Source organism: Streptomyces sp. NBC_01515 (assembly GCF_045040345.1).
Taxonomy (GTDB): Bacteria; Actinomycetota; Actinomycetes; order Streptomycetales; family Streptomycetaceae; genus Streptomyces.
Map to the genome: position 1 here is coordinate 1,932,566 of NZ_CP109416.1, position 20,758 is coordinate 1,953,323.

A 20,758-nucleotide genomic window follows, 5' to 3' on the forward strand; every position below is an offset into this window, starting at 1 on the left:
GTCAATTCGCCGCGTTCATCAGGTCGAGCGCGCTCTGCTGCCGGGCCGCGTCGGTGGAGTCCAGCGGTCCGGCCCAGTGCAGCCCGTACGCGTCGAGGGAGTTGCGGTCGTTCGCGTAGGCCGTGTCCGCCTGACGTTTGATGTAGGCGGTGTAAGGGCGGTCGGACAGGCGGGAGTTGAAGGCACCCAGGCCCCGGACGTACGCACCCTTGAAGGTCGGGCCGTCGCCCCCGCAGCCGCTCGTCTCGCACGGTTCCCGCAGGATTCCACCGGAGTTGAGCGCCGTCGACGTGGTCGAGGCGTCACCGATCTGACGGCCGGTCGTCAGCAGACCGGCGTCCCCGGTCGCCCGGTACAGCTCCGACAGGCCGCCGAGCAGCACGCCCTGGTTGTACGACCACGTGGTGTCGCCGTTGTTGCCGCAGGTCGCCAGGTTGATACCGTCGTTCACCAGGTGGGAGCCGTTGATCATGCCGGTGCCCTTGAACCACGACCACTCGGCGTTCGCCCGGCCGAGATACGTCGTGTCGCCCGAGATGCGGTTGTGCAGAGCGGCGTTCAGCTCCAGGTAGAGGGAGTTGGCGATGGCGTTCTTGTAGGTCTTCGCCGTGCTCCACCACACACCACCGCCGCACGTGTTGTCCCAGTACCGCGCCATGTAATCGGCGTCCGCGCGGGCGGTGTTGAGATAGCGGGAGTCACCGGTGAGGTCGTACGCGTCGACCCAGGCCAGCCCCCACCAGCCCGTGTCGTCGATGTAGTCGTTGGTGAAGTTGCCGCCCTGGGCGGAGAGGTTGCGGTCGTAGGTGTTGGCGATCGCGTACTTGTAGCTGCCCATGCCGGTGACGCGGGCGTTGTCGATGAGGGCGGTCAGGGCGTTGGCCGAGTTCCACCAGCCGGTGGTGTCGAACAGGCCGGTGCCCAGGTTGTACGACTGCATCAGTGCCGTGGCGGCGGCAGTCGGTCGGCTGCCCGCGTTCCACGTCGTGCGGGCCCACGCCGTACAGGCGATCTCGGCCCGGTCCCCCGCCTTGCCGCAGGCGCGCAGCGCGCCCACGCCGAGGGCGTTCCAGTCGTCGACGTTGTACATCAGGGTGCGCCAACCCCCTTGTCCCGCGGGGACGGTGGTGTCGCCGAGCTTGCTGCCCGAACTCCAGGTGCGGCCGCCGTCGAAGGAGCGGTCGAGCCAGACCTCGTCGCCGGGGCTGCCGTTGGTGATCGAGGCCCAGCCCATCGCGTCGGTGTCGTCGAAGTGCAGTGCGATGTTGCGGAAGTAGATGCTCGCGCCCACCGGCTGTCGGTCACCCGGGGAGAGGGCCGGGTCGCGGGCGTCGCAGTACTTGTTGCAGATCGACGCCTGGGCGGCGGCGGTCGCGACGCCGGTGGACACCGGCATGAACAGGGCCAGGGCGGCGATCAGGCCGGTCCCAACTCTCCTGACGCGTCGTGCTGTTGAGGTCATGCCGGCTCCATCGAGGTGGGGGGAGTACGGGAGGTCAGCCCAGGCGCCACTGCTGGTTGGCGCCGCCGTTGCAGGACCAGAGTTCCAGCGCGGTGCCGTTGACGTTTCCGGCGGCCTGGTCGCCCCCGGTGACGTCGAGGCAGAGGCCCGACTGGGTGCCGGTGATCGTGCCGTTGGGGTTGACGCTCCACTTCTGGTTGGCGCCGCCGTTGCAGCCGTAGAGCTGGACCTTGGTGCCGTTGCTGGTCTGGTTGTTGTAGGCGTCCAGGCACTGGGTGCCGCCGTAGAGCCGGAGTTCACCGGCCGCGGTGATGGTCACAGCCTGGTTGGTGCCGCCGCCGCAGTCCCAGATCTCGATCTTGGTGCCGGGGGTGGTCTCGCCGTTGTAGGCGTCGAGGCAGCGGTTGGAGGAGGCGCCGATCAGCGGGTGGGTGGTGCCGACGCTGGTGCCGCTGCCGACGGAGACCCGGTACATGACCGAGCCGTGGCCGGGGACGCTCGCCGAGATGGAGCCGCTGGTGCTGCTGACGACGTGCGACCACAGGTTGTTGAGCTGGTACGAGGACGCCGAGGGGAGTCCGGCCGCGCTCGCGGAGGTGGTGATGGTGGCGGCGGAGGAGTTCTCGTTGAAGAGGACCACCGACACATCGCCGTTGGCGAGGGGCTTGGAAAGGACGTGCAGGCCACCGGAGTTGGAGATCTCGGTGCCCTGCTTGCCCAGGGAGTCCTGGTCCACGGCGATGACGTCCTTGTTGCCGTAGAGGGAGAGCGTGGCGGCGGTCGCCTTGCGCAGGTCGGTGCCGGCGATCAGCGGTGCGGCCATCTCCGACCAGAGACTGAAGTGGGAGCGGTCCTCGGTGAACGACATGCCGTTGCCGACCTCCAGCATGTCGGGGTCGTTCCAGGCGCCCGGCTTGGCGTACGCGGCGAGCTTGACGTTGGCCTTGTAAATGGACACCACCGTCGAGAAGTTGACGTTGATGTCGTCGGTCGTGCGCCAGCTGTTTCCGACGCCCGCACCCCAGGTCCACACGTCGGCGAGGCCCCAGTTGCAGAGGCTGTAGACGATCGGGCGGCCGGTGTTGGCGAGGGCGTCGCGCATCGCGGTGTAGCGCTGCTGGTCGGGCACGTTCTGGTGGTTGCAGTTGTCGTACTTCAGGTAGTCGACGCCCCACGCGGCGAAGCTGTTGGCGTCGGTCTGCTCATGGCCGAGGCTGCCGGGGTAGCCCGCGCAGGTGGCGGTGCCGGCGCTCTCGTAGATGCCGAGCTTGAGGCCCTTGCTGTGCACGTAGGCGGCGGTGCCGCTGATGCCGTTCGGGAACTTGACCGGATCCGGGACGAGTTGGCCGGCCGAGTTGCGGGCCGAGGTCATCCAGCAGTCGTCGATGTTGACGTACTGGTACCCGGCGCCCTTCAGCCCGGAGGAGACGAGGTAGTCGGCGGTCTGCTCGACCAGTTGCTCGGTCACGTTGCAGCCGAAGGCGTTCCAGTCGTTCCAGCCCATCGGGGGCGTCTTCGCGAGGCCGTTGTCGAGGGCCTGCGCGGGCGGCGCGGCGCGCAGCACCAGCAGGGCCGGGACGAGGGCCAGCAGCAGCACCATCGTGAGGGCGGTGCTCAGACGTCTCTTGAAGGGGGACGGGACGGTCATGTCGAGGTCTCCTGATTCGCCGTGTGGGGCCGGTCGAACTCACCTTTGGAAACGTAACCATCGTGAAGGTTCCATCAGCGGAGCTGCATCGTCAATGGTCCGGACCAAAATGTCCCGGGCGTGAACTACCCGTGTCGTCAGATGCGTTGACGACCTCCTGAGTCGATGACAACGTTTCCATCATCGGTATCCGTCCCGAACCCACCCGCACCCACCCGCACCCATCGACTCATGACTTGGAGGCCTCCATGTCGCTGCGTCCCTCCCGGCGCGTGATGCTCGGTTCCGGCCTGGCCGCCCTGACGGCGACGGCCGCCACACCCGCCTTCGCGGCCGAACGCCCAAGCTCCGCAAGGGCGTTGTCCCGCGCCAAGGCCGCGTACTCCGCGCTGAGAAGACACTTCGACGCGACCGACGGCTCCGGGCTGGTCCGCGAGCAGATCCCGGCGGCGGCCGGCGACAACCCGTACTCGTACGAATGGCCCTTCTCGCAGGTGCACATCGCCGCGCTCGATCTCACCGTCGTGGACCCGGAGTTCGAGCCGGAGCTGGCGCGGCGCGCGGCGGCGCAGGAGCACCACTGGAACGCGGGCGGCGGGACGACCAAGCTGCCCGGTTACGCCTCCTACCCGGTCGCGCCGTACGGGGCGGGCGGGGACATGTTCTACGACGACAACGAATGGGTCGGGCTGGCGAAGGTCCAGCGGTATCTGCAGACCGGGGACGCCGCCGCGCTGGCCCGCGCCAAGGAGATCTTCGCTCTGGTCAAGTCCGGTTGGGACACCGACAGCAGCCATGCCGCGCCCGGCGGGGTCTTCTGGACGCAGGCCGACTGGAGCCACGACCGCAACACCGTGTCGAACATGCCGGGCGCCCAACTCGCCCTGCGCCTGCACCAGATCACCGGCGAGGGCGACTACCTGGACTGGGCGAAGCGCTTCTACGACTGGACGAACACACATCTCCAGAGCCCAACCGGCCTGTACTGGGACCACCTTGACCTACAGGGGACGACCGAGAAGACCGTCTGGTCCTACAACCAGGGCGTGCCCGTCGGCGTCGCCGTGCTGCTGTACGAGGCCACCCGCGACCGCGCCTACCTGCGCCAGGCGGAGCGGGTTGCCGCCGCCGCGTACGCCTACTACGTCGCGCAGGGGCGGCTGTTCACGCAGCCGGTGTTCTTCAACTCGATCTTCTTCAAGAACCTGCTGCTCCTGGAGTCGGTGACCGGGAAGGACACCTACCACCGGGCGATGGCCGACTACGCCGACCAGGTGTGGGACACCATGCGCGATCCCGCCACCGGCCTCGTGCACTTCGACACGGCCGGTGGCACCCAGGCGATCCAGCAGGCCGCGCTCGTGCAGCTCTACGCCGTGCTCGCCTGGCCGCGCGCCAAGTGGCGGACGCTGTACTGACGTTACGGGTGCCCGATCTCCCCGGTGCCGCGTGCGATCAGCTGCACCGGGAGGACGGTCCGGTGGGACGGACTGTCGTCGCCGTCGATGCGGTCCAGCAGGATGTGGGCGGCGCGGCGGCCGAGTTCCTCGGTGTCGGAGGTGACGACGGTGACCGGGGTGGGGAGCATGTCGGCGAGCTTGAAGTCGTCGAACCCCACGACGGCGACGGAGACTTGGAGGTCACGGCAGGCGCGCAGGACGCCCTCGGTGAGGAATCCCGTGGTGGAGAAGACCGCGGTGGGCGGGTTCGCCGAGGTGAGCAGGGCGCGGGTGGCGTACTCGGCCTCCTCGGTGGTGCCGCGGCGCAGGGTGACGACCAGCTTGTTGTCCGGCTCGATGCCGCTGCGGCGCAGCGCCTTGCGGTAGCCGCGCAGCCGTCGGCCGGTGCTGTAGTACGAGGGCGCGACGAGGATCGCGATACGGCGGTGGCCCTGGTCGACGAGGTGCTGGGTGGCCTTGTGTCCGCCGTCCTCGTTGTCGACCAGCACGACATCGGCCTCGGCGCCGGTGGCCGGCCGGTCCACGAAGACGATGGGCACGTGGTCGTGGCCGTTGATCTCGTTGAGGAAGGCGTGGTCGCCCTGGTCGGGGACGATGATGAGCCCGGCGACCCGGCGGCCGATCAGCTCGCCGACGGCCCGGCGCTCGACCTCGGGGTCCTCGTCGGCGGTGCTCAACAGGACTGCGTAGCCAGCCTCGTTGGCGACTTCCACGGCGGCCTTGGCGAGGGAGGCGTAGAACGGGTTGGTGAGGTCGCCGAGGAGCAGCCCGATGGTCATGGAGTTCTGGCCGGGACGCAGGGAGCGCGCGATCTCGTTGCGCTGGTAGCCGATCGCGGTGATCGCCGCGTTCACGCGCTCGGCCGTCTCCTCGCGGACCGTGCCGATGCCGTTGACGACGCGGGAGACGGTGACGACGGCGACTCCGGCCCGCTCCGCGACATCGCGCATCGTGGGCCTGGTGTTCTGGCGGTGCGGGGGACGACTGCTCACGTGAGTTGAAGACCAACCTTCCATCGCGTACCGGGGCCGGGACCGCCCTCAGGATACGTATCGGGTCCCGGCCCGCCGCTCGGCCCGGGACGCTAACCGTTGTTCTTGATCACATCGTTGATCTTGTCGGTCATCGTCTGGAGGTCGGAGAGCGGCTTCTTGCCGTTGAGGATGTCCGGCCAGTAGGCGGTGATCAAGTCATTTGACTGGCTGGCCCACTGGGTGGTGAAGCGCACGCCGATGGTGGTCGGGGTGTTCAGTCCCGCCTTGACGGTGGCCGCTACGGTCGTCTGCCCGGCCTTGTCGAGGGCGCCGAAGTAGGCGTTCTGGGCGGAGAGATAGGCCGGGGCCGCGACCGGGGAGTCGGGCAGCACCTTGGTCCACACCGTGGAGTCGAGGTACTTGAGGACCTTGAAGGTGGCGTCCGCGTTCTGGGTGTAGGACGGGGTGCAGATGCCCACGGCGTCGTAGAGGGTGGCGGGCTTGGTCACCTGGGGCAGGGGCGCGAAGCCGTACTTGATCTTCGGCTTGTCGGTGAGGAAGCCGGCGGCCAGCCACTGGCCGCTCCACAACATCGGGATCTGTCCGGCGGCGAACAGGCCCTGCTGGTTGCTGATGTCGTAGCCGGGAGGCGCGATGGCACCGCTCTTGATGCCCGCCACGACCTTGCTGACGCCTTCGGTGTAGGTCGGGTCGATGGTCGTCCTGGTGGGCTGGTGCACGTTGTCCGCGAAGGGCTTCCCGCCCGCGGACAGGGCGTACGTGCTGAGGGAGAACGGCCCGTCCGTGGAGGTCAGGGCGTCGGCGACCAGGCCGTACTTGGCGCCCTTCGCGTGCAGTTTCGCGGCCGCGGCGAACATCTGGTCCCAGGTCCAGCCCGCGGCGGGCACGGTGATTCCGGCGGCCTTGAAGGCGTCGATGTCGTACCAGATGCCGTAGGTGTTCAGCAGGGAGGGGACGCCGCCTATCTTGCCGTCGGCGGTCTTCCAGTTCTTCATGGTGGACGAGACGAAGCTGCTCGCGCCGAAGTCGCTGGAACCGGAGAGCCGCGAGGCCCAGTCGGTGAGGAGGCCCTGACTGGTGTACTGCTGCTCGGTGTCGTTGCCGCACCAGAACAGGTCGGGCAGCTTCTTGGCCTGGGTCAGGGCCGCGAGCTTGTCGCTGTAGTTTCCGTTCGGGGTGTCGACGCGCTTGACCGTGATGTTCGGGTCGTGGAAACCGGTCAGGGCCTGGTCGATGGCCTTGTTGGTGGCAGCGGACTCCCAGGTCATGAGGGTGACCGTGGCCTTGCCGTCCGACTGCTTCCCGGACGAGCCGCCGCAGGCCGCCGTCGCGAGCAGTCCCCCCGCCGACAGCAACACTCCGGCGCAACGGATCCATCGTTTCATCGTGGCCTCCTGATACCTGGCTGGCATACGGCTCGTAGGTGGGTCGGGGTCCAAATCGGCGCCGGTCAGCGCTGGTTGACGGTGCCCAGGGCGCTCAAGCCCTGGATGAAGTAGCGCTGGGCGACGAAGAACACGATCAGCGGCGGAAGCATGTAGAGCAGGTTCGTGGCCATGTAGAGGTTCCAGTCCGGGGTCTGGCCGGCGAACTGGGTGACGAAGGAGGCCATGCCCACGCTCAGCGGCCACTTCTGGGACGAGTACAGGTAGATCAGCGGGTTGAGGTAGTCGTTCCAGGACATCTGGAAGGCCAGGATTGACATCGTTATCCAGGCGGGCTTCGTGATCGGCAGCATCACGCTGAAGAAGATCCGGACGTGCCCCGCGCCGTCGACCTTGGCCGCCTCGTCGATGGAGTGCGGGATCGACAGGAAGTACTGCCGGGCCAGGAAGATGAAGAGCGGATTGCCGCCGAGGAAGGCCGGGACGATCAGTGGCAGCCAGGTGTCATACCAGCCGATGTCCTTGAAGAGCTGGAACAGCGGGATGATGCCGATCACCGGGGGCAGCAGCATGCTGCCGACGAAGACGTAGAACCACACCTTCCGGCCGGGGAAGCGCAGCCGGGCCAGCGCGTAGCCCGCCATCATCGAGGTCATCACCCCGCCGATCACCGAAAGCCCGGTGATGACAAGGGAGTTGAGCAGCAGGCGCGGGAAGTGGATGACCTTCGGGCCGTCGATGAAGTTCTTGAAGTGGAACTCGTGCGGCAGCAGTTTCGGCGGGACCTCGAAGACCGCCGAGGGGCCCTTCAGCGCGACGGTGAGCATCCACAGGATGGGCAGGATCATCACCGAGCTGATCAGCAGCGCGGTCGCGTACCAGGATGCTTTGCGTACGGCTCTGCGGGGCGGCTTCGTCGGTGGGGCGGCCGGTGTCGGCGCGGTCGTCGGCGCCCCGGTGACGTCAGGAGACGTGGTCACTGTAGGTCCAAATCGACGAGAAGCGGGCGGTGGCGGCGATCACGACGACGATGACGAGGAAGAGCACCCACACCTGGGCGGAGGCGTAGCCGAACTGGGAGACCTGCCCGAGCCGGGGGAAGCCGTTGTCGTAGATCGACAGCATCAGGGTCCTGGTGCTGAACCCGGGGCCGCCCTGGTTGTCCGGCGAGAGGATCTTCGGCTGGTTGAACGCCTGGAGGGCCGTCACCATCTGCAGGACCACCTGGAGGATCATGATCGGGCTGATCAGCGGCAGGGTGATCCGGAAGAACACCGTGCGGGGCCCGGCGCCGTCGAGCCTGGCCGCCTCGTACAGCTCGGTGGGGACGGCCTGGAGCGCGGCGAGGAAGATGATCATCGTGGAGCCGACGCTCCACAGCATGACGATCACGATCGACGGCATCGCCGAGTCGTCCCCCGACAGCCACTCGCTGGTGGGAAGGTGGAGCCAGCTCAACACCTGGTTGGCCAGGCCGACTTGGGGGTTGAACACGAACTTCCAGAGCGTGATCGTGGCGACCACGGGCAGTACGACCGGCAGATAGCACAGGGTGCGCAGCAGGCCGACGCCCCGCATCCGCTGGTTGCAGAACACCGCCAGGGCCAGCCCGATCGCCAATGACAACGGCACGTACAGCACGACGAGCAGCAGCGTGGCGCGCACCGAGGGCCAGAAGGACGGGTCGGTGGTGAACATGCGGTGGAAGTTGTCCAGGCCGACGAACTTCGGGTCCGTCAGTCCGTTGTACGTCGTCAGCGCGAAGTACGCGGACCGGAACAGCGGGTAGACGACGAACGCCGTGAAGCCGATGAGCGCGGGTGCCAGGAACACGTATGCGGCCAGGGTGTCCGAGGACCTCTTGGGTGGTCGTCGCCAGGGTCGTCCGAGACGCCCCGGACTCCCCCGGCCGGGCGGCCGGTCGACGGGCGGTACGGCGGTTCGCGTCTCTTGGTGCGGAGCGGCTGTCACACGCGCTCACCTTCTTCCTCCGAGGAGTTGACGATCACTCGGATCGCGCGGACCCGACCGTCTGGTGGTCGTCGGCCCACTCAAGGTAACGTTTCCATTCCCTGGCGATCACACCGTGGCGCACGCCACATGAGGGAGTCAAGAGGCGCGATGGTAACGTTTCCCGGATCAACATCCGGAACAGTGTGGGCAGTTCCGGAGTCGCTGAGCACGCTCGGGCGGCGGCTGGCCGGTGAGTTGCGGGGTGGTCCGGCGGGGGAGATCGTCGAGCGGTGCCTGACCAACACGTGGGTTACGTCGATGAGTTGGGGGGCTTCGGCGAGCGGGGTGTCGGGGGGTCTGTCGGACGGTTTCTCGGGGGGTGCGGCAGGTGGGCCGTCAGGTGGGCCGGCGAGCGGTCTGCCGGACGGGGTGTCGAGTGGTCCGGCGGGTGGATTGCCGGACGGTCCGGCGCGTGGGTTGGCGAGCGATCTGCCGGGCGGCGTGGCGGGGGGATTGCGGGGGCGTTCGGCGCGCGGGGGGCCGGGCGGGGTGTCGGGCGGTGCGGTGCACGGGACGGCGGCCGGGATGTCGGGAGGCCCGGCGCATGGGTTGTCAGACGGGATGTCGGACAGTGCGGCGAACGGATTGGCGGGCGGGATGTCCGACGGTTCGGCGCACGGGTTGACGGCCAGGGTGTCGGACGCGCCGTTGGAGGTGTTCGTGAAGACCGGCGACATTCCGGCGATGTGGCTGCGGGACAGTACGGCGCAGGTCCGTCCCTACCTCGCCGTGGCCACGGACCCGGAGGTCGGTGACGTCCTGGCCGCCGTCTCGCGCCGCCAGATCCGCTGCGTTCTCCTGGACCCGTACGCCAACGCCTTCAACGACGGCCCCACCGGCGCGCACGGCGAACCCGGCGATCTGCCCACGCCGGGTGACTGGGTGTGGGAGCGCAAGTACGAACTCGACTCCCTCTGCGCGCCGTTGCAGCTCGCGTACGCGCTCCGCCGGGCGACGGGCCGCGAGGACCATCTCGACGAGGCGTTCCACCGCGCCGCCTGGCTGATCGTACGGCTGTGGCGGGCCGAGCAGTCCCACGCGCACTGGCCCTACCGGTTCGTCCGGCCGTCCGGCCCCTTCGCCGGCGACAGCCTGCCCTTCAACGGCCGTGGTGCGCGGGTCGGTTGGACCGGGATGACGTGGTCGGGCTTCCGCCCGAGCGACGACGCGTGCGTCCACGGCTACCTGATCCCGGCCAACGCGCTGGCGTCGACGAGCCTGCACGGACTCGCGGAGCTGGCGGCTGCGGTCCTCGACGACACCGAACTCGCCCATGAATGCTGGCGGTTGGCCGACGAGATCGACGCCGGGATCCTGGCGCACGGGGTAGTCGAGGCAGACGGCGCCTCCGTCCTCGCCTACGAGGTCGACGGCCTCGGCGCGGCCCTACTCGGCGACGACGCGAACCTCCCGAGCCTGCTGAGCCTGCCTTTGAGCGGCTGGTGCGCCCCCGAGGACCCGCTGTACCGGGCCACTCGGCGCTTCGCGCTCTCCGAAGCGAACCCCTCCTATTTCAGCGGGAGTTACGCGTCCGGAATCGGCAGCACGCACACACCGGACCGGCACATCTGGCCGTTGGCCATCGCCACCGCCGGCCTGACCGGCAGCGCGGACGAGGCGGCTCGGGCCCTGGAGATGCTGGCCGCCACCACCGCCGGTACCGGTCTGATGCACGAGAGTTTCCATGTCGACGCGCCGGGCCGGTTCACGCGGGACTGGTTCGGCTGGGCTAACGCGATGTTCTGCGAGCTTGCGCTGGAGGTGTGCGGGGGTGGGGTGCGGCATTTCTTTCCGGTGCATCCGCGGGCGTTGCCTGGTGGGTCGGGGGCGGGGGGCGGGGCGGCGTGACGCTGCGGCAGTCACCGGGGCTGGTGATCGGGCGTCGACCGAGCCCGCACAAAAGAGCACGCCCGGGCTACGAACTCCCCCTGCCACGCGACCTGTTCCGGCTCGGCTTCACCCCCTGAGCCTCGGCACCACCGCGCCCAACCGAACCAACAACGATCGTCGAGTACGCCGACGGGCATCCCGTGCGCCCGTACCGCGTGATCGACGACGACTGGACCAGGGTGGCGGTTCCACGGTCGGTGGGCCCTGGGACACCAGGCTGCCGGGCGTGTTCGAGGACATGGCGGAGGTGGCCGCCCGGGTCGCGGAGATCGGCGCTCGGCCCGGGCTGTGGTTCCGGCCGTTGTTGTCGCGGACCGAGACCGGCGCCGTCCGGCCCGGCGTGCTCAGGGACTCCGGTTTCCCGCTCGATCCCTCGCTGGACGTGGCGCTCGACGCGATCGCCGAGGACATGACCCGGTTCCGGAACTGGGGGTACTCGGGTACGGCCCTGTTCGTGTCGGTGGATCCCGCCGTCCGCACGGACCGTACGGACGGCGATCTCGTGGCGGCCGTACGGCTCGCGTTGGACGGCGGGACACCCGGTGGTGTCGAGCCGCTCGGCAGGCTCTCCACCACCGCTCCACGTCGCTGGCGGTGCGGCCCCGAGACCCTCGTCCACGACTGGGCCGAACCGTGGGGAGCGACTCCCCTGGCCGTCTGACCTCAGGGAGTGATGGTCAGGCTGCCGTAGTCCGAGAGGTTGGTGAGGTTGACCTGGCTCAGGGTGGTCGCGCCGGTGGTGCTTCCGGGCATCACGATGTGGCTCAGTGCGACGCCTGAAATGGGCGCTCCGGGAAGGCCGTTGACGCGTGCGGCGGTCGTACCGGCGTTGCGGACACGGACGTTGGAGATTGTGACGCCGGTGACCGGGCCGATGCCCGCCGTGCTGCCGGTCATCAGGGCGAGCCAGGTCCGGTTCCCGTCGTTGCTGAAGCTGAGCCGCTCGATGTCGATGTCGTCGAACTTGAGGTTGGTCGCGCTCGCCGTGCCGTACTTGTGGTGGACGCCGATGCCGACGGCCGCGTCGTAGACGACGACGTGCTGGAAGGTGACCTTGTTCTGCGACTCGTAGACGCCCTGGCCGACCTTGACGCCGTAGCAATAGGTCCAGGAGACAAGGTCGTTGAAGGTGACGTTGTCCAGCGGGCGGGCGGTGCCGGGGACGCTCTTGTAGATGTCGGCGACGTCGGGCCAGGTCTTGGTGCTGAACGGGTCGTCGAGGCCGATGCCGATCGCGTGGTCGACGGTGACGTTCGTGGACTCCATGACGTCGATGCCGTCGTTCTCGCCCATGTCGAACCTGTTGAACATCTTGATGTCGCGGAAGGTCATGTCCGAGGAGCGCAGCGGGATGATCGCCCAACTGCTGGACTCCCGGAAGGTGATGCCGTCGACGGTGAAGCCGCTCGTGTAGATCGGGGCGAGCAGGTTCACGCCGAGGTTGGAGGGCGCGAGCGCGGCCTGGCCGTTGCCGTCGATGATGCCGCGGCCGTAGATCTTGATGTTCGTCGAGGAGTACCGGGTGGAGATGAACCAGGTGAGGTCACGGCCCTGCGAGGTCTTGTGTCCGGTCACCACATAGTGGCCGGCCTCGCCCGTGTAGCGGAGGACCGCGCCGGGCGCGAGGTAGAACGCGAGGTTGCTGCGCAGGTACAGGTTGCCGAGGGTGTAGACGCCGGCCGGGACGTACACGATGCCCTGCGTGCCGTTCGCGGAGCCGTACGCGGCGGCGTCATCGAGGGCGTTCTGGAAGGCGGTTGTGGTGTAGGCGCCGGTGTTCGGCTGGGCCGAGTAGGGCGCGCTCCGCACGTTGAAGATGCCGGTGCCGCTGGTCGCCGGGCGGTTGGTCTCGGCGGGGTCGGCGGCGATGACCAGGTTGGGGCGGCCGTCGAGCTTGACGATCAGGTACTCGTCGTTCTGGACGGTGAAGGTGAGGGTCGGGCCGCTGACGGTCCCCGTGATGCCCAGCTTCTGCGGGCTGATGCTGTACGCGCCGATGTCCGTGTTGTTGAGCTTGCTCACGGAGAGGGTGGCGGTGCCCGTACCGAGGGCGAGTTGGGCGATGTCGTAGCCGGTGTACTTGGTGACCGGAACGGACGTGCCGTTGACGGTCAACTTGTAGTCGGTGGACGCCGGGTAGATGGACGGGACCGGGTACGCCGACACCGCGCCCGCCGCGGCCTGTGCGGACTGCGGGGCGCCGAGGAGCGCCGCGACGCCGAGCAGGAGGGCGGTCAACACGAGGGCCAGGGGGCGCAGTACGCGGTTCTCGGTTCCGCCGGCCGCGGTCAACAGCCGTCTGTCGGCCGCGATCAACGGCCGGCTCATCGACGATCTCATCCGGGGTCCTCCTGTAGTCACATCGGTGGGGGCACGTAAGAAGAGATGGAAACGTTGCCAGTGACATGACCACACTAATGGTCTGGACCGCAGACGCCTATGTGCTGTGCCGGGTCGGCGTCACTCCCTTGTCACCTCAGGACGAACCTCCGTCGCTCGGGACTCAACTCCCGCAAACAGAAAGGCGATCCCTCGGTCCGCTCCCGAATCGCTGCCATATTCGAGAACCACTTCGGAGGTGGCTGTGACGCTAGAGGCGACGACATCCCTGACGGCAGTGACACCCGCGGCGGACGGCACCGCCGGACGCATCGGCGATCTGGAACACCGTCGGGCGCGGGCAGTTGCCACGGCCGCGCCGAGAAGACAGGGCGCGCTCGGTGCGCGGGAGCGCATCGAACGGCTGCTGGACGCGGGCTCGTTCGCCGAGACCGGCGCCTTCGTGCGGGCCCGGGCGGTCGGCGACGGTGCCCAACGCCCTTACGGCGACGGGGTCGTGACCGGGTACGGCACGGTCGACGGACGGCCGGTCTGCGTGTTCGCGCAGGACTCCACGGTCTTCGGCGGCAGCATGGGCGAGGCCTTCGGCGAGAAGACCGTGGCCCTCATGGAACTCGCCCTGAAGACCGGCTGCCCGGTCGTCGGCCTCAACGACTCCGGCGGCGCCCGCATCCAGGAGGGCGTCAACTCCCTCGCTCTCTACGCCGAGTTGGTGCGCCGGAACGTGAAGGCGTCCGGGGTGATCCCGCAGATCTCCGTCGTCCTGGGCCCGTGTGCGGGCGGTGCCGCGTACTCCCCCGCGATCACCGACTTCACCGTGATGGTGGACGGCGCCTCGCACATGTTCGTCACCGGGCCCGACGTCATCGAGGCGGTCACCGGTGAACGCACCACCGCCGAGGAGCTGGGCGGCGCCCGCACCAGCAACTCCGTGAACGGCAACGCCCACTTCCTGGCCGCCGACGAGGGCGACGCGCTCGACACCGTACGCGACCTGCTGTCGTACCTTCCCGCCAACAACCTGGAGCGGCCACCCGAGTACGCGCCCGGTTCCGTCGCCGACGGGGCGCCGCTCGACGCGGTCGTGCCCGACCGGCTCGGCCAGGCCTACGACATGCGGGACATCCTGCACGCGGTCGTCGACGACGGTGAACTCCTGCACGTACAGGAGCTGTTCGCGCCGAACATCATCTGCGCGCTGGCCCGGGTGGAGGGGGCTAGTGTCGGGGTCGTCGCCAACCAGCCGCTGCACTCGGCCGGTGTCCTCGACATCGACGCCTCCGAGAAGGCCGCGCGGTTCGTACGGTTCTGCGACGCGTTCGGTATCCCGCTGCTGACCTTCGCCGACGTCCCCGGCTACCTCTCCGGCGTCCGCCAGGAGCGGGGCGGCATCATCCGGCGCGGCGCCAAACTCCTCTACGCGTACGCCGAGGCGACCGTCCCGAAGGTCACCGTGGTGGTGCGCAAGGCGTACGGCGGCGGGTACGCGGTGATGGGTTCCAAGCATCTCGGCGCCGACCTCAACCTCGCCTGGCCCACGGCCCGTATCGCCGTCATGGGCGCGGAGGGTGCCGTGGGCGTCCTGCACCGGCGCCAACTCGCCGCCGCCGCCGACCCCGAGGCGCTGCGGGCCGACCTGGTCGCCGCGTACGAGTCGACGCACGGGACGCCGTACCTCGCCGCCGAGCGCGGGTACGTCGACGACGTGATCGCCCCGCGCGACACCCGCGTCCATGTCAGCCGTGCCCTGCGCGCACTGCGTGGCAAGCGTGCCCCGATGCCGGAGCGGCGGCACGGCAACATCCCGCTCTGACCGCCCTGTTCACCTCGTTCGCTCGTCAGCCGACACCGCGATGTTCCGCGATGTGAGGAGTCACGCCCGATGGACAGCCGCCGCCCCCCGCTCGCGCCCGCGTACCGGACTCTGCCCGAGTACGTACGGCACTGGGCCGAACTCACCCCGAACCGCCGGGCGTTCACATTCGTCGACCACCCGGCACCCAACTCCCGTGGTGTGCACCGCACTCTGACCTGGCAGCGGCTGGATCTGCGGGTACGGGCACTGGCCGCCCGGATCGCCGAACACGCCGAACCCGGTTCGCGGATCGCCCTGTTGTGCCCGCAGGGGACGGACTACATCACCGGTTTTCTGGCCGCGCTGACGGCCGGGATGGTCGCCGTTCCGCTGTATCCGCCCGGTCTGCCGGGGCAGGGCGACCGGCTGGTCGGGGTGTTGGGGGACGCGCGCCCGTCGGTGGTGGTGACCACCGGGCGCGCCCTGCCCGAAGTGACGGACTTCTGCGAGCGCGCACAGGTGACGGTCCTCGCGGCGGACCAGGTCCCGGACTCCGCCGCCCTCAACTGGCAGGCACCGGAACCGGATTCGGCCGCGACCGCCTATCTCCAGTACACCTCCGGCTCCACGCGCGCTCCGGCCGGCGTGGAGATCACGCACGCGAACGTCGTCGCCAACGCCCGCCAGGCGCTTGCCGCTTACGGTGCCGACGCGCATCCGATGACGTGCGTGGGCTGGCTGCCGCTCTACCACGACATGGGGCTCGTGCTGAGCGTCGCGGCCCCGGTCGTTCGCGGCCTGCTGTCGGTGCTCATGGACCCGGCCGCGTTCCTGCACGAACCGGCGCGCTGGCTACGGCTGTTGGCCGCGCATCCGCAGGCGCTGAGTGCCGCGCCCAACTTCGCCTACGACTACTGCGCCTCCGCCGTCACCGGGGCACAGAAGGAGGGGCTGCGGCTGGACGGGGTCGCCGCGCTGATCAACGGCAGCGAACCCGTCCGGCCCGGCACCGCCGACCGCTTCCAGGCCGCGTTCGCCGAGCAGGGTCTCGCGGCGGAGGTGCACTGTCCGTCGTACGGGCTCGCCGAGGCCACCGTCTTCGTCAGCGCCGCCCGGCCCGGCCGCCCGCTCGGCCGGTTCGCCCTCGACCGTGACGCGCTCGCCGCCGGAAAGGCCCTGCCCGCACGGCCCGAGGACCCGCGAGCCGTGCTACTGGCCGCCTGCGGAACGCCAGTTGGGCAACGGGTGCGCATCGTCGATCCGGTCGCCCATGCCGTACTGGCCGAGGGGGAGGTCGGGGAGATCTGGGTGCAGGGCCCCAATGTGGGGCGCGGCTACTGGAACAACGCGGCGCAGACCGAGCGGGTCTTCGGCGCCGTGCTCGGCGAGGAGGCGCCGGGCAGCTGGCTGCGCACCGGCGACCTCGGGACCGTGCTGGAGGAGCAGTTGATCGTCACCGGCCGGCTCAAGGACCTCATCGTCGTCGACGGCCGCAACCACTATCCGCAGGACGTGGAGGCCACCGCCCAGGACGCGCATCACGCCGTACGACGCGACCGGCTCGCCGCGTTCGGCGTGCCGGGCGGCGCGGGCGAGCGCGTGGTGGTCGTCGCCGAGCACGCGCGCACGACCAGCCTCGCCGACATCGACGTACCGGCCCTGACGCGTGCCGTACGCGCGGCCGTCTCCGCCCGGCACGGGCTGCGGCTCGCCGACGTCGTCCTCGTCGCACCCGGCACGGTCCCCCGCACCACCAGCGGCAAGGTGTCCCGGGCCCTGACCCGCACCCGCTATCTGGAGGGCGCCTACACGGCGGAGACCGCGGTATGACGGCCGCCGACACGAGAGCGCTGCTGCGCCGCCGGATCGCGGAACGGGCCGCCGAGTGGAACAACACCCCTGTCGACGACGTCCCGTTGGACCGCCCCCTGGCCGACCTCGGCATGTCCTCGCGGGACGCGGTCGTGCTGGCGGGCGAGTTGTCCTCGCTGACGGGCCACGAGCTGCCGGCGACCCTGCTGTGGGAGGCGCCGACCGTGGACGCGCTGGTGGAGCGGGTATGCGGTACGGCCACGCGAACTGCCGTACCGGAGGCCCCTGTTGCTGTGGCGCCGGGCGAGCCGGTGGCGGTCATCGGGGTCGGCTGCCGACTGCCCGGCGGGGTGCGCGGACCGGCCGACTACTGGCAACTGCTGCTCGACGGCGTCGACGCGATCAGACGTGTCCCCGAGGACAGATGGGCCGACTTCACGGCGTTCCCGCCTCCCGAAACACCGTTGCACGGCGGCTACTTGGACGACATCGCCGGGTTCGACGCCGACTTCTTCCGCATCACTCCGCGCGAGGCCGCGGTGATGGACCCCCAGCAACGCATCCTCCTGGAGGTCGTCCGCGAGACCCTCGACCATGCCGCCGTGCCCGCAACTTCCTTGGCGGGTACGGCGACCGGTATCTACGTCGGCGTCTCGGCCCCGGAGTACGGACAGCTCACCGGCGCCGACGCGAACGCCGTCGACCCGTGGGCCCCGGCGGGCGCGGCACTGAGCGTGACGTCGGGCCGACTGGCGTACGTGCTGGACACCCGCGGCCCCAACTTGGCGGTGGACACGGCCTGTTCGTCCTCCCTCGTCGCCGTTCACCAGGCCTGCGTCAGCCTGCGCACCGGCGAGACCGACACGGCGATCGCCGCCGGGGTCAACGTCCTCCTCTCCCCCGTCGTCGGCGTCGCCTTCGAACGAGCGGGTGCCCTCGCCCCGGACGGCCGCTGCAAGCCCTTCTCCTCGCTGGCCGACGGCATCGGACGCGGTGAGGGCTGCGCGGCGGTGCTGCTGAAGCGGCTGTCCGACGCGGAACGGGACGGCGACCGTGTCCTCGCGGTGATCCGCGCGACCGCCGTCAACTCCGACGGCCGTTCCAACGGCCTGCTCGCCCCCAACCCGGCTGCCCAGCAAGCCCTGTTGACCACCGCGTACGCACGGGCCGGACTCACCCCGGCCCACATCGACTACGTCGAGGCGCACGGCACCGGCACTCCGCTCGGCGACCCGATCGAGGCGGGCGCGCTCGGTGCGGTACTGGGCGCCGGCCGTGACCCCGAACAGCCGCTGCTGCTCGGCTCGGTGAAGGGGAACCTCGGCCACCTGGAATCCGCGGCCGGCATCACCGGCCTGGTGAAGACGGTCCTCGCCCTCCACCACGACCTGGTCCCGCCCTCACTGCACGGCGACTCCCTCGACGACGCACGGCTGCGTGTGGTCACCGAGCCCGAACCATGGCCCCGCTACGGAGGTACGGCCACCGCAGGCATCTCGGGTTTCGGGTTCGGCGGCACCAACGCCCATGCCGTACTGGAGGAATGGCGGCCCGCGCTGCCCCCGTTGGATGAGTCCGCCGCGCGCCTCCATCTCCTCTCCGACGTCGACACCGAGCGGGTCCGCGACACGGCGTCCCGTCTCGCCGCGTGGCTCGGTACGCCCGAAGGGAGCGCCGCCCGTCCCGCCGATGTGGCGCGCACGCTCGCCGGACGGGTGGGGCGCGGGCCTGTTCGCGCTGCGGTCGTCGCGCGTGACGGTGGCGAACTGGCTGATGCGCTGGGCGCGTTGGCCCAGGAAGGCAGCCCGGATGCGCGCGTGGTGACCGGTGACCGTGATCTCGTAGGGCGAGGTCCGGTCTGGGTGTTCTCCGGATACGGCAGCCAGTGGACCGGCATGGGGCGCCAACTGTTCCTGGAGGAACCGGCCTTCGCCGCCGCCGTGGAGAAGCTCGACGCGCAGGTGGCTGACGTGTTCGGCTTCTCCCTCCACGAGCACCTGGTCTCCGCCGGGGAACTCGACCGCCTGGACGTCGCTCAACCCGTCCTGTTCGGCGTCCAGTTGGCACTCGCCGAGTTGTGGCGGTCGTACGGTGTCGAGCCGGTCGCCGTGATCGGCCACTCCCTGGGCGAGGTGGCCGCCGCCGTCTGCGCGGGGGCGCTGGACGTGGCGGACGCGGCCCGGGTCGTCGCCGTACGGGCGCGGCTGCTGGGGCAGCTGCACGGGGGCGCGATGGCCGTCGTAGACCTGGATGACGGCGAACTGACCTCCTTGGAGCGGGACTTCCCGGGTGTGCACGTCGCCGTCCATTCCTCGCCTCGGCAGAAGGTCGTCACCGGTGACGAGATGGCGGTCGCCCGGCTGGTGCGTCGGCTGGAGGAACGGGGGCGTGCCGCCCGGGTCATGCGGGTCGTCGGCGCCGGGCACTCGCCTCAGGTGGACCAGCTGTTGCCGGAACTGACCGAGGCCCTCGCGGACGTCAAGGGGCGATCGCCACGCATCCCCGTCTACTCCACCGTCCTCGAAGACCCGCGCGGCGTCTGCGAGTTCGACGCCGGTCACTGGGCCGCCAACCTGCGTCGCCCGGTACGCCTGGACCGGGCCCTCGCCGCCGCCTCGGACGGACACACCGCCTTCGTGGAGATCTCGCCGCATCCGGTCCTGGCCAGATCCATCGCCGACAACGTGCCCGGTGCCCTCACCGTCGGCACACTGCGCCGCGATGCGAGCGGATCCGCCGCGTTTCTCAGGGAGTTGGGGTCCTTGTACGCGGCGGGACTGAACCTGCCCCTGCCGCCCGGCCGGGTCATCGATCTCCCCGCACCGCGCTGGCGGCACGTCAGGTACTGGTGGACCGACGGCCGAACTCCCGTCCTAGCGCCCGCCGCACAGCGTTGGAGCGAGCCGAGCCCAACAGCCGTAGAAGACTCGGTGACCGCCCGTGTCAGCCATCACATCGCCGCCGTCACCGGCCACCCGGCTGCCCGTATCACCCCCACCACGGCACTGACCGACCTCGGCCTGGACTCCCTCATGGCCGTCCGCATCCGTACCGCCCTGCAACGCGACTTCGGTGTCGAGCTGCACCTGCGTGAGCTGTTCGACGCCGCCACGGTCGCCGAAGTGGCGGACCGGATAGGTCAGTTGACCGACGCGCCGCCCCATCTCGCGCCGCTCTTCCTCTTCCACGCCGCCGGTGGGACCACCGACGTCTACCGCGCACTCACCGAACGCCTCGGCGAGGACCGGCCGGTGCACGGACTGGACCGGATCGAGGACGCCCACACCGTTTCCGAGAAGGCCCGCCGCTACGCCGAGGCGATCACTGCCGCTCATCCCAACGGGCCCTGTGTGCTTGCCGGTTGGTCCTTCGGCGGCTTTGTGGCGCAGGAGACGGCGCGCCAACTCACCGCCGCCGGGCGGGACGTCGAGCTCGTCGTGCTCGTCGACTCCGTACGGCCCCTCCCCCAGCCGGACCGCACCCCCGCCGACCGCATCCGGGCACACCTCACGGGCTTCGCCCGGCACATCGCCGACACGCACGGGGTCCAACTCCCCCTGCCCTACGACGAACTCGTGGCGTTGGACGACGACCACGAGCGCATCGACCTCGTGCTGCGCACCCTGCGCGGGGTCGTGAACGTGCCGCCCGCCGCGCTGGAGCACCAGCGTGCCTCGTACCTGGATCTGCGGATCGGCGAGGCGCATCAACCGGGCCCGTACGAGGGGCGGGTGGTGCTGTACCGGGCCACCGAACCGGCTCCGCACACCGTGCGTGACCCGGCGTACGAACGGGACGACGACGCGCTCGGCTGGGACGAGGTGTGCCCGTTTCTGACGGTCGTGCCGGTGGCGGGGCACCACCTGTCGCTGCTCGACCCGCCGTACGTCGACGAGATCGCCGCCCATCTGCGGCGGGTGCTCGCCTCTCCGGAGGGACCCGCCGAACCAGCCTGAGG

The 20,758-nt window shown here is 69.7% G+C and carries 13 protein-coding genes; 6 read left to right on the forward strand and 7 right to left on the reverse strand.

Features of this window, described 5'->3' with window-relative positions; translation table 11 throughout:
• Position 1: 1 nt before the first annotated feature.
• Both OG407_RS08470 and OG407_RS08475 read right to left on the reverse strand, forming a co-directional pair.
• Positions 2–1,462: a glycoside hydrolase family 76 protein gene (locus OG407_RS08470; RefSeq protein ID WP_405856534.1), complete on the reverse strand. Its 1,461-nt coding sequence runs from the start codon at positions 1,460–1,462 to the stop codon at positions 2–4.
• Positions 1,463–1,496: 34 nt separating this feature from the next.
• Positions 1,497–3,110, reverse strand: coding sequence for a glycoside hydrolase family 27 protein (locus tag OG407_RS08475; protein WP_405856536.1), 1,614 nt, complete (start codon positions 3,108–3,110; stop codon positions 1,497–1,499).
• 248 nt (positions 3,111–3,358) lie between these two features.
• Between OG407_RS08475 and OG407_RS08480 the strand changes: the two genes are divergently transcribed.
• Positions 3,359–4,528 (forward strand): glycoside hydrolase family 76 protein, encoded by a 1,170-nt coding sequence (locus tag OG407_RS08480; RefSeq protein ID WP_405856537.1) that lies wholly within the window; start codon positions 3,359–3,361, stop codon positions 4,526–4,528.
• Between the two features lie 2 nt (positions 4,529–4,530).
• On the opposite strand, the gene OG407_RS08485 is transcribed toward OG407_RS08480, so the two are convergent.
• The 4 genes from OG407_RS08485 to OG407_RS08500 form a co-directional block, all read right to left on the reverse strand.
• Positions 4,531–5,562: a LacI family DNA-binding transcriptional regulator gene (locus OG407_RS08485; protein ID WP_405856539.1), complete on the reverse strand. Its 1,032-nt coding sequence runs from the start codon at positions 5,560–5,562 to the stop codon at positions 4,531–4,533.
• Positions 5,563–5,654: 92 nt separating this feature from the next.
• Positions 5,655–6,950, reverse strand: a complete 1,296-nt coding sequence (locus OG407_RS08490; RefSeq protein WP_405856541.1) for an ABC transporter substrate-binding protein — start codon at positions 6,948–6,950, stop codon at positions 5,655–5,657.
• Positions 6,951–7,015: 65 nt separating this feature from the next.
• Positions 7,016–7,930 (reverse strand): carbohydrate ABC transporter permease, encoded by a 915-nt coding sequence (locus OG407_RS08495; protein ID WP_405856543.1) that lies wholly within the window; start codon positions 7,928–7,930, stop codon positions 7,016–7,018.
• Entirely contained in the window at positions 7,914–8,783 is an 870-nt protein-coding gene (locus OG407_RS08500) for a carbohydrate ABC transporter permease (RefSeq protein ID WP_405856545.1), read from the reverse strand. Before OG407_RS08500 ends, OG407_RS08495 begins: the two co-directional genes overlap by 17 nt.
• Positions 8,784–9,560: 777 nt before the next feature.
• On the opposite strand from OG407_RS08500, the gene OG407_RS08505 reads away from it, so the two are divergent.
• Positions 9,561–10,811, forward strand: a complete 1,251-nt coding sequence (locus OG407_RS08505) for a glycoside hydrolase family 125 protein (protein WP_405856547.1) — start codon at positions 9,561–9,563, stop codon at positions 10,809–10,811.
• A gap of 268 nt (positions 10,812–11,079) precedes the next feature.
• Positions 11,080–11,514: a hypothetical protein gene (locus OG407_RS08510; RefSeq protein ID WP_405856549.1), complete on the forward strand. Its 435-nt coding sequence runs from the start codon at positions 11,080–11,082 to the stop codon at positions 11,512–11,514.
• Between the two features lie 2 nt (positions 11,515–11,516).
• Here OG407_RS08510 and OG407_RS08515 read toward each other — a convergent pair whose 3' ends face one another.
• On the reverse strand, positions 11,517–13,193 hold the full coding sequence (locus OG407_RS08515; protein ID WP_405856551.1) for a glycosyl hydrolase family 28 protein: 1,677 nt from the start codon (positions 13,191–13,193) through the stop codon (positions 11,517–11,519).
• A 238-nt stretch (positions 13,194–13,431) separates the two neighbouring features.
• Here OG407_RS08515 and OG407_RS08520 point away from each other — a divergent pair, with 238 nt between their 5' ends.
• The 3 genes from OG407_RS08520 to OG407_RS08530 all read left to right on the forward strand — a co-directional run bounded on the left by OG407_RS08520 (position 13,432) and on the right by OG407_RS08530 (position 20,756).
• A complete protein-coding gene (locus tag OG407_RS08520; RefSeq protein WP_405856553.1) occupies positions 13,432–15,006 on the forward strand; it encodes an acyl-CoA carboxylase subunit beta in 1,575 nt (524 codons plus the stop codon).
• Positions 15,007–15,075: 69 nt separating this feature from the next.
• A complete protein-coding gene (locus OG407_RS08525) occupies positions 15,076–16,818 on the forward strand; it encodes a fatty acyl-AMP ligase (protein WP_405856555.1) in 1,743 nt (580 codons plus the stop codon).
• The gene (locus OG407_RS08530) at positions 16,815–20,756 is read left to right on the forward strand and encodes an acyltransferase domain-containing protein (RefSeq protein ID WP_405856557.1); all 3,942 of its coding nucleotides are present in this window, start codon (positions 16,815–16,817) and stop codon (positions 20,754–20,756) included. The genes OG407_RS08525 and OG407_RS08530 overlap by 4 nt, the downstream gene beginning before the upstream one ends.
• The last annotated feature ends 2 nt before the right edge of the window (positions 20,757–20,758 follow it).

Coding starts and splice junctions, on each gene's coding strand:
- OG407_RS08470 (WP_405856534.1), bottom strand. CDS start 1,462: ATGACCTCAACAGCACGACGCGTCAGGAGAGTTGGGACCGGCCTGATC.
- OG407_RS08475 (WP_405856536.1), bottom strand. CDS start 3,110: ATGACCGTCCCGTCCCCCTTCAAGAGACGTCTGAGCACCGCCCTCACG.
- OG407_RS08480 (WP_405856537.1), top strand. CDS start 3,359: ATGTCGCTGCGTCCCTCCCGGCGCGTGATGCTCGGTTCCGGCCTGGCC.
- OG407_RS08490 (WP_405856541.1), bottom strand. CDS start 6,950: ATGAAACGATGGATCCGTTGCGCCGGAGTGTTGCTGTCGGCGGGGGGA.
- OG407_RS08505 (WP_405856547.1), top strand. CDS start 9,561: ATGTCCGACGGTTCGGCGCACGGGTTGACGGCCAGGGTGTCGGACGCG.
- OG407_RS08515 (WP_405856551.1), bottom strand. CDS start 13,193: ATGAGATCGTCGATGAGCCGGCCGTTGATCGCGGCCGACAGACGGCTG.
- OG407_RS08525 (WP_405856555.1), top strand. CDS start 15,076: ATGGACAGCCGCCGCCCCCCGCTCGCGCCCGCGTACCGGACTCTGCCC.
- OG407_RS08530 (WP_405856557.1), top strand. CDS start 16,815: ATGACGGCCGCCGACACGAGAGCGCTGCTGCGCCGCCGGATCGCGGAA.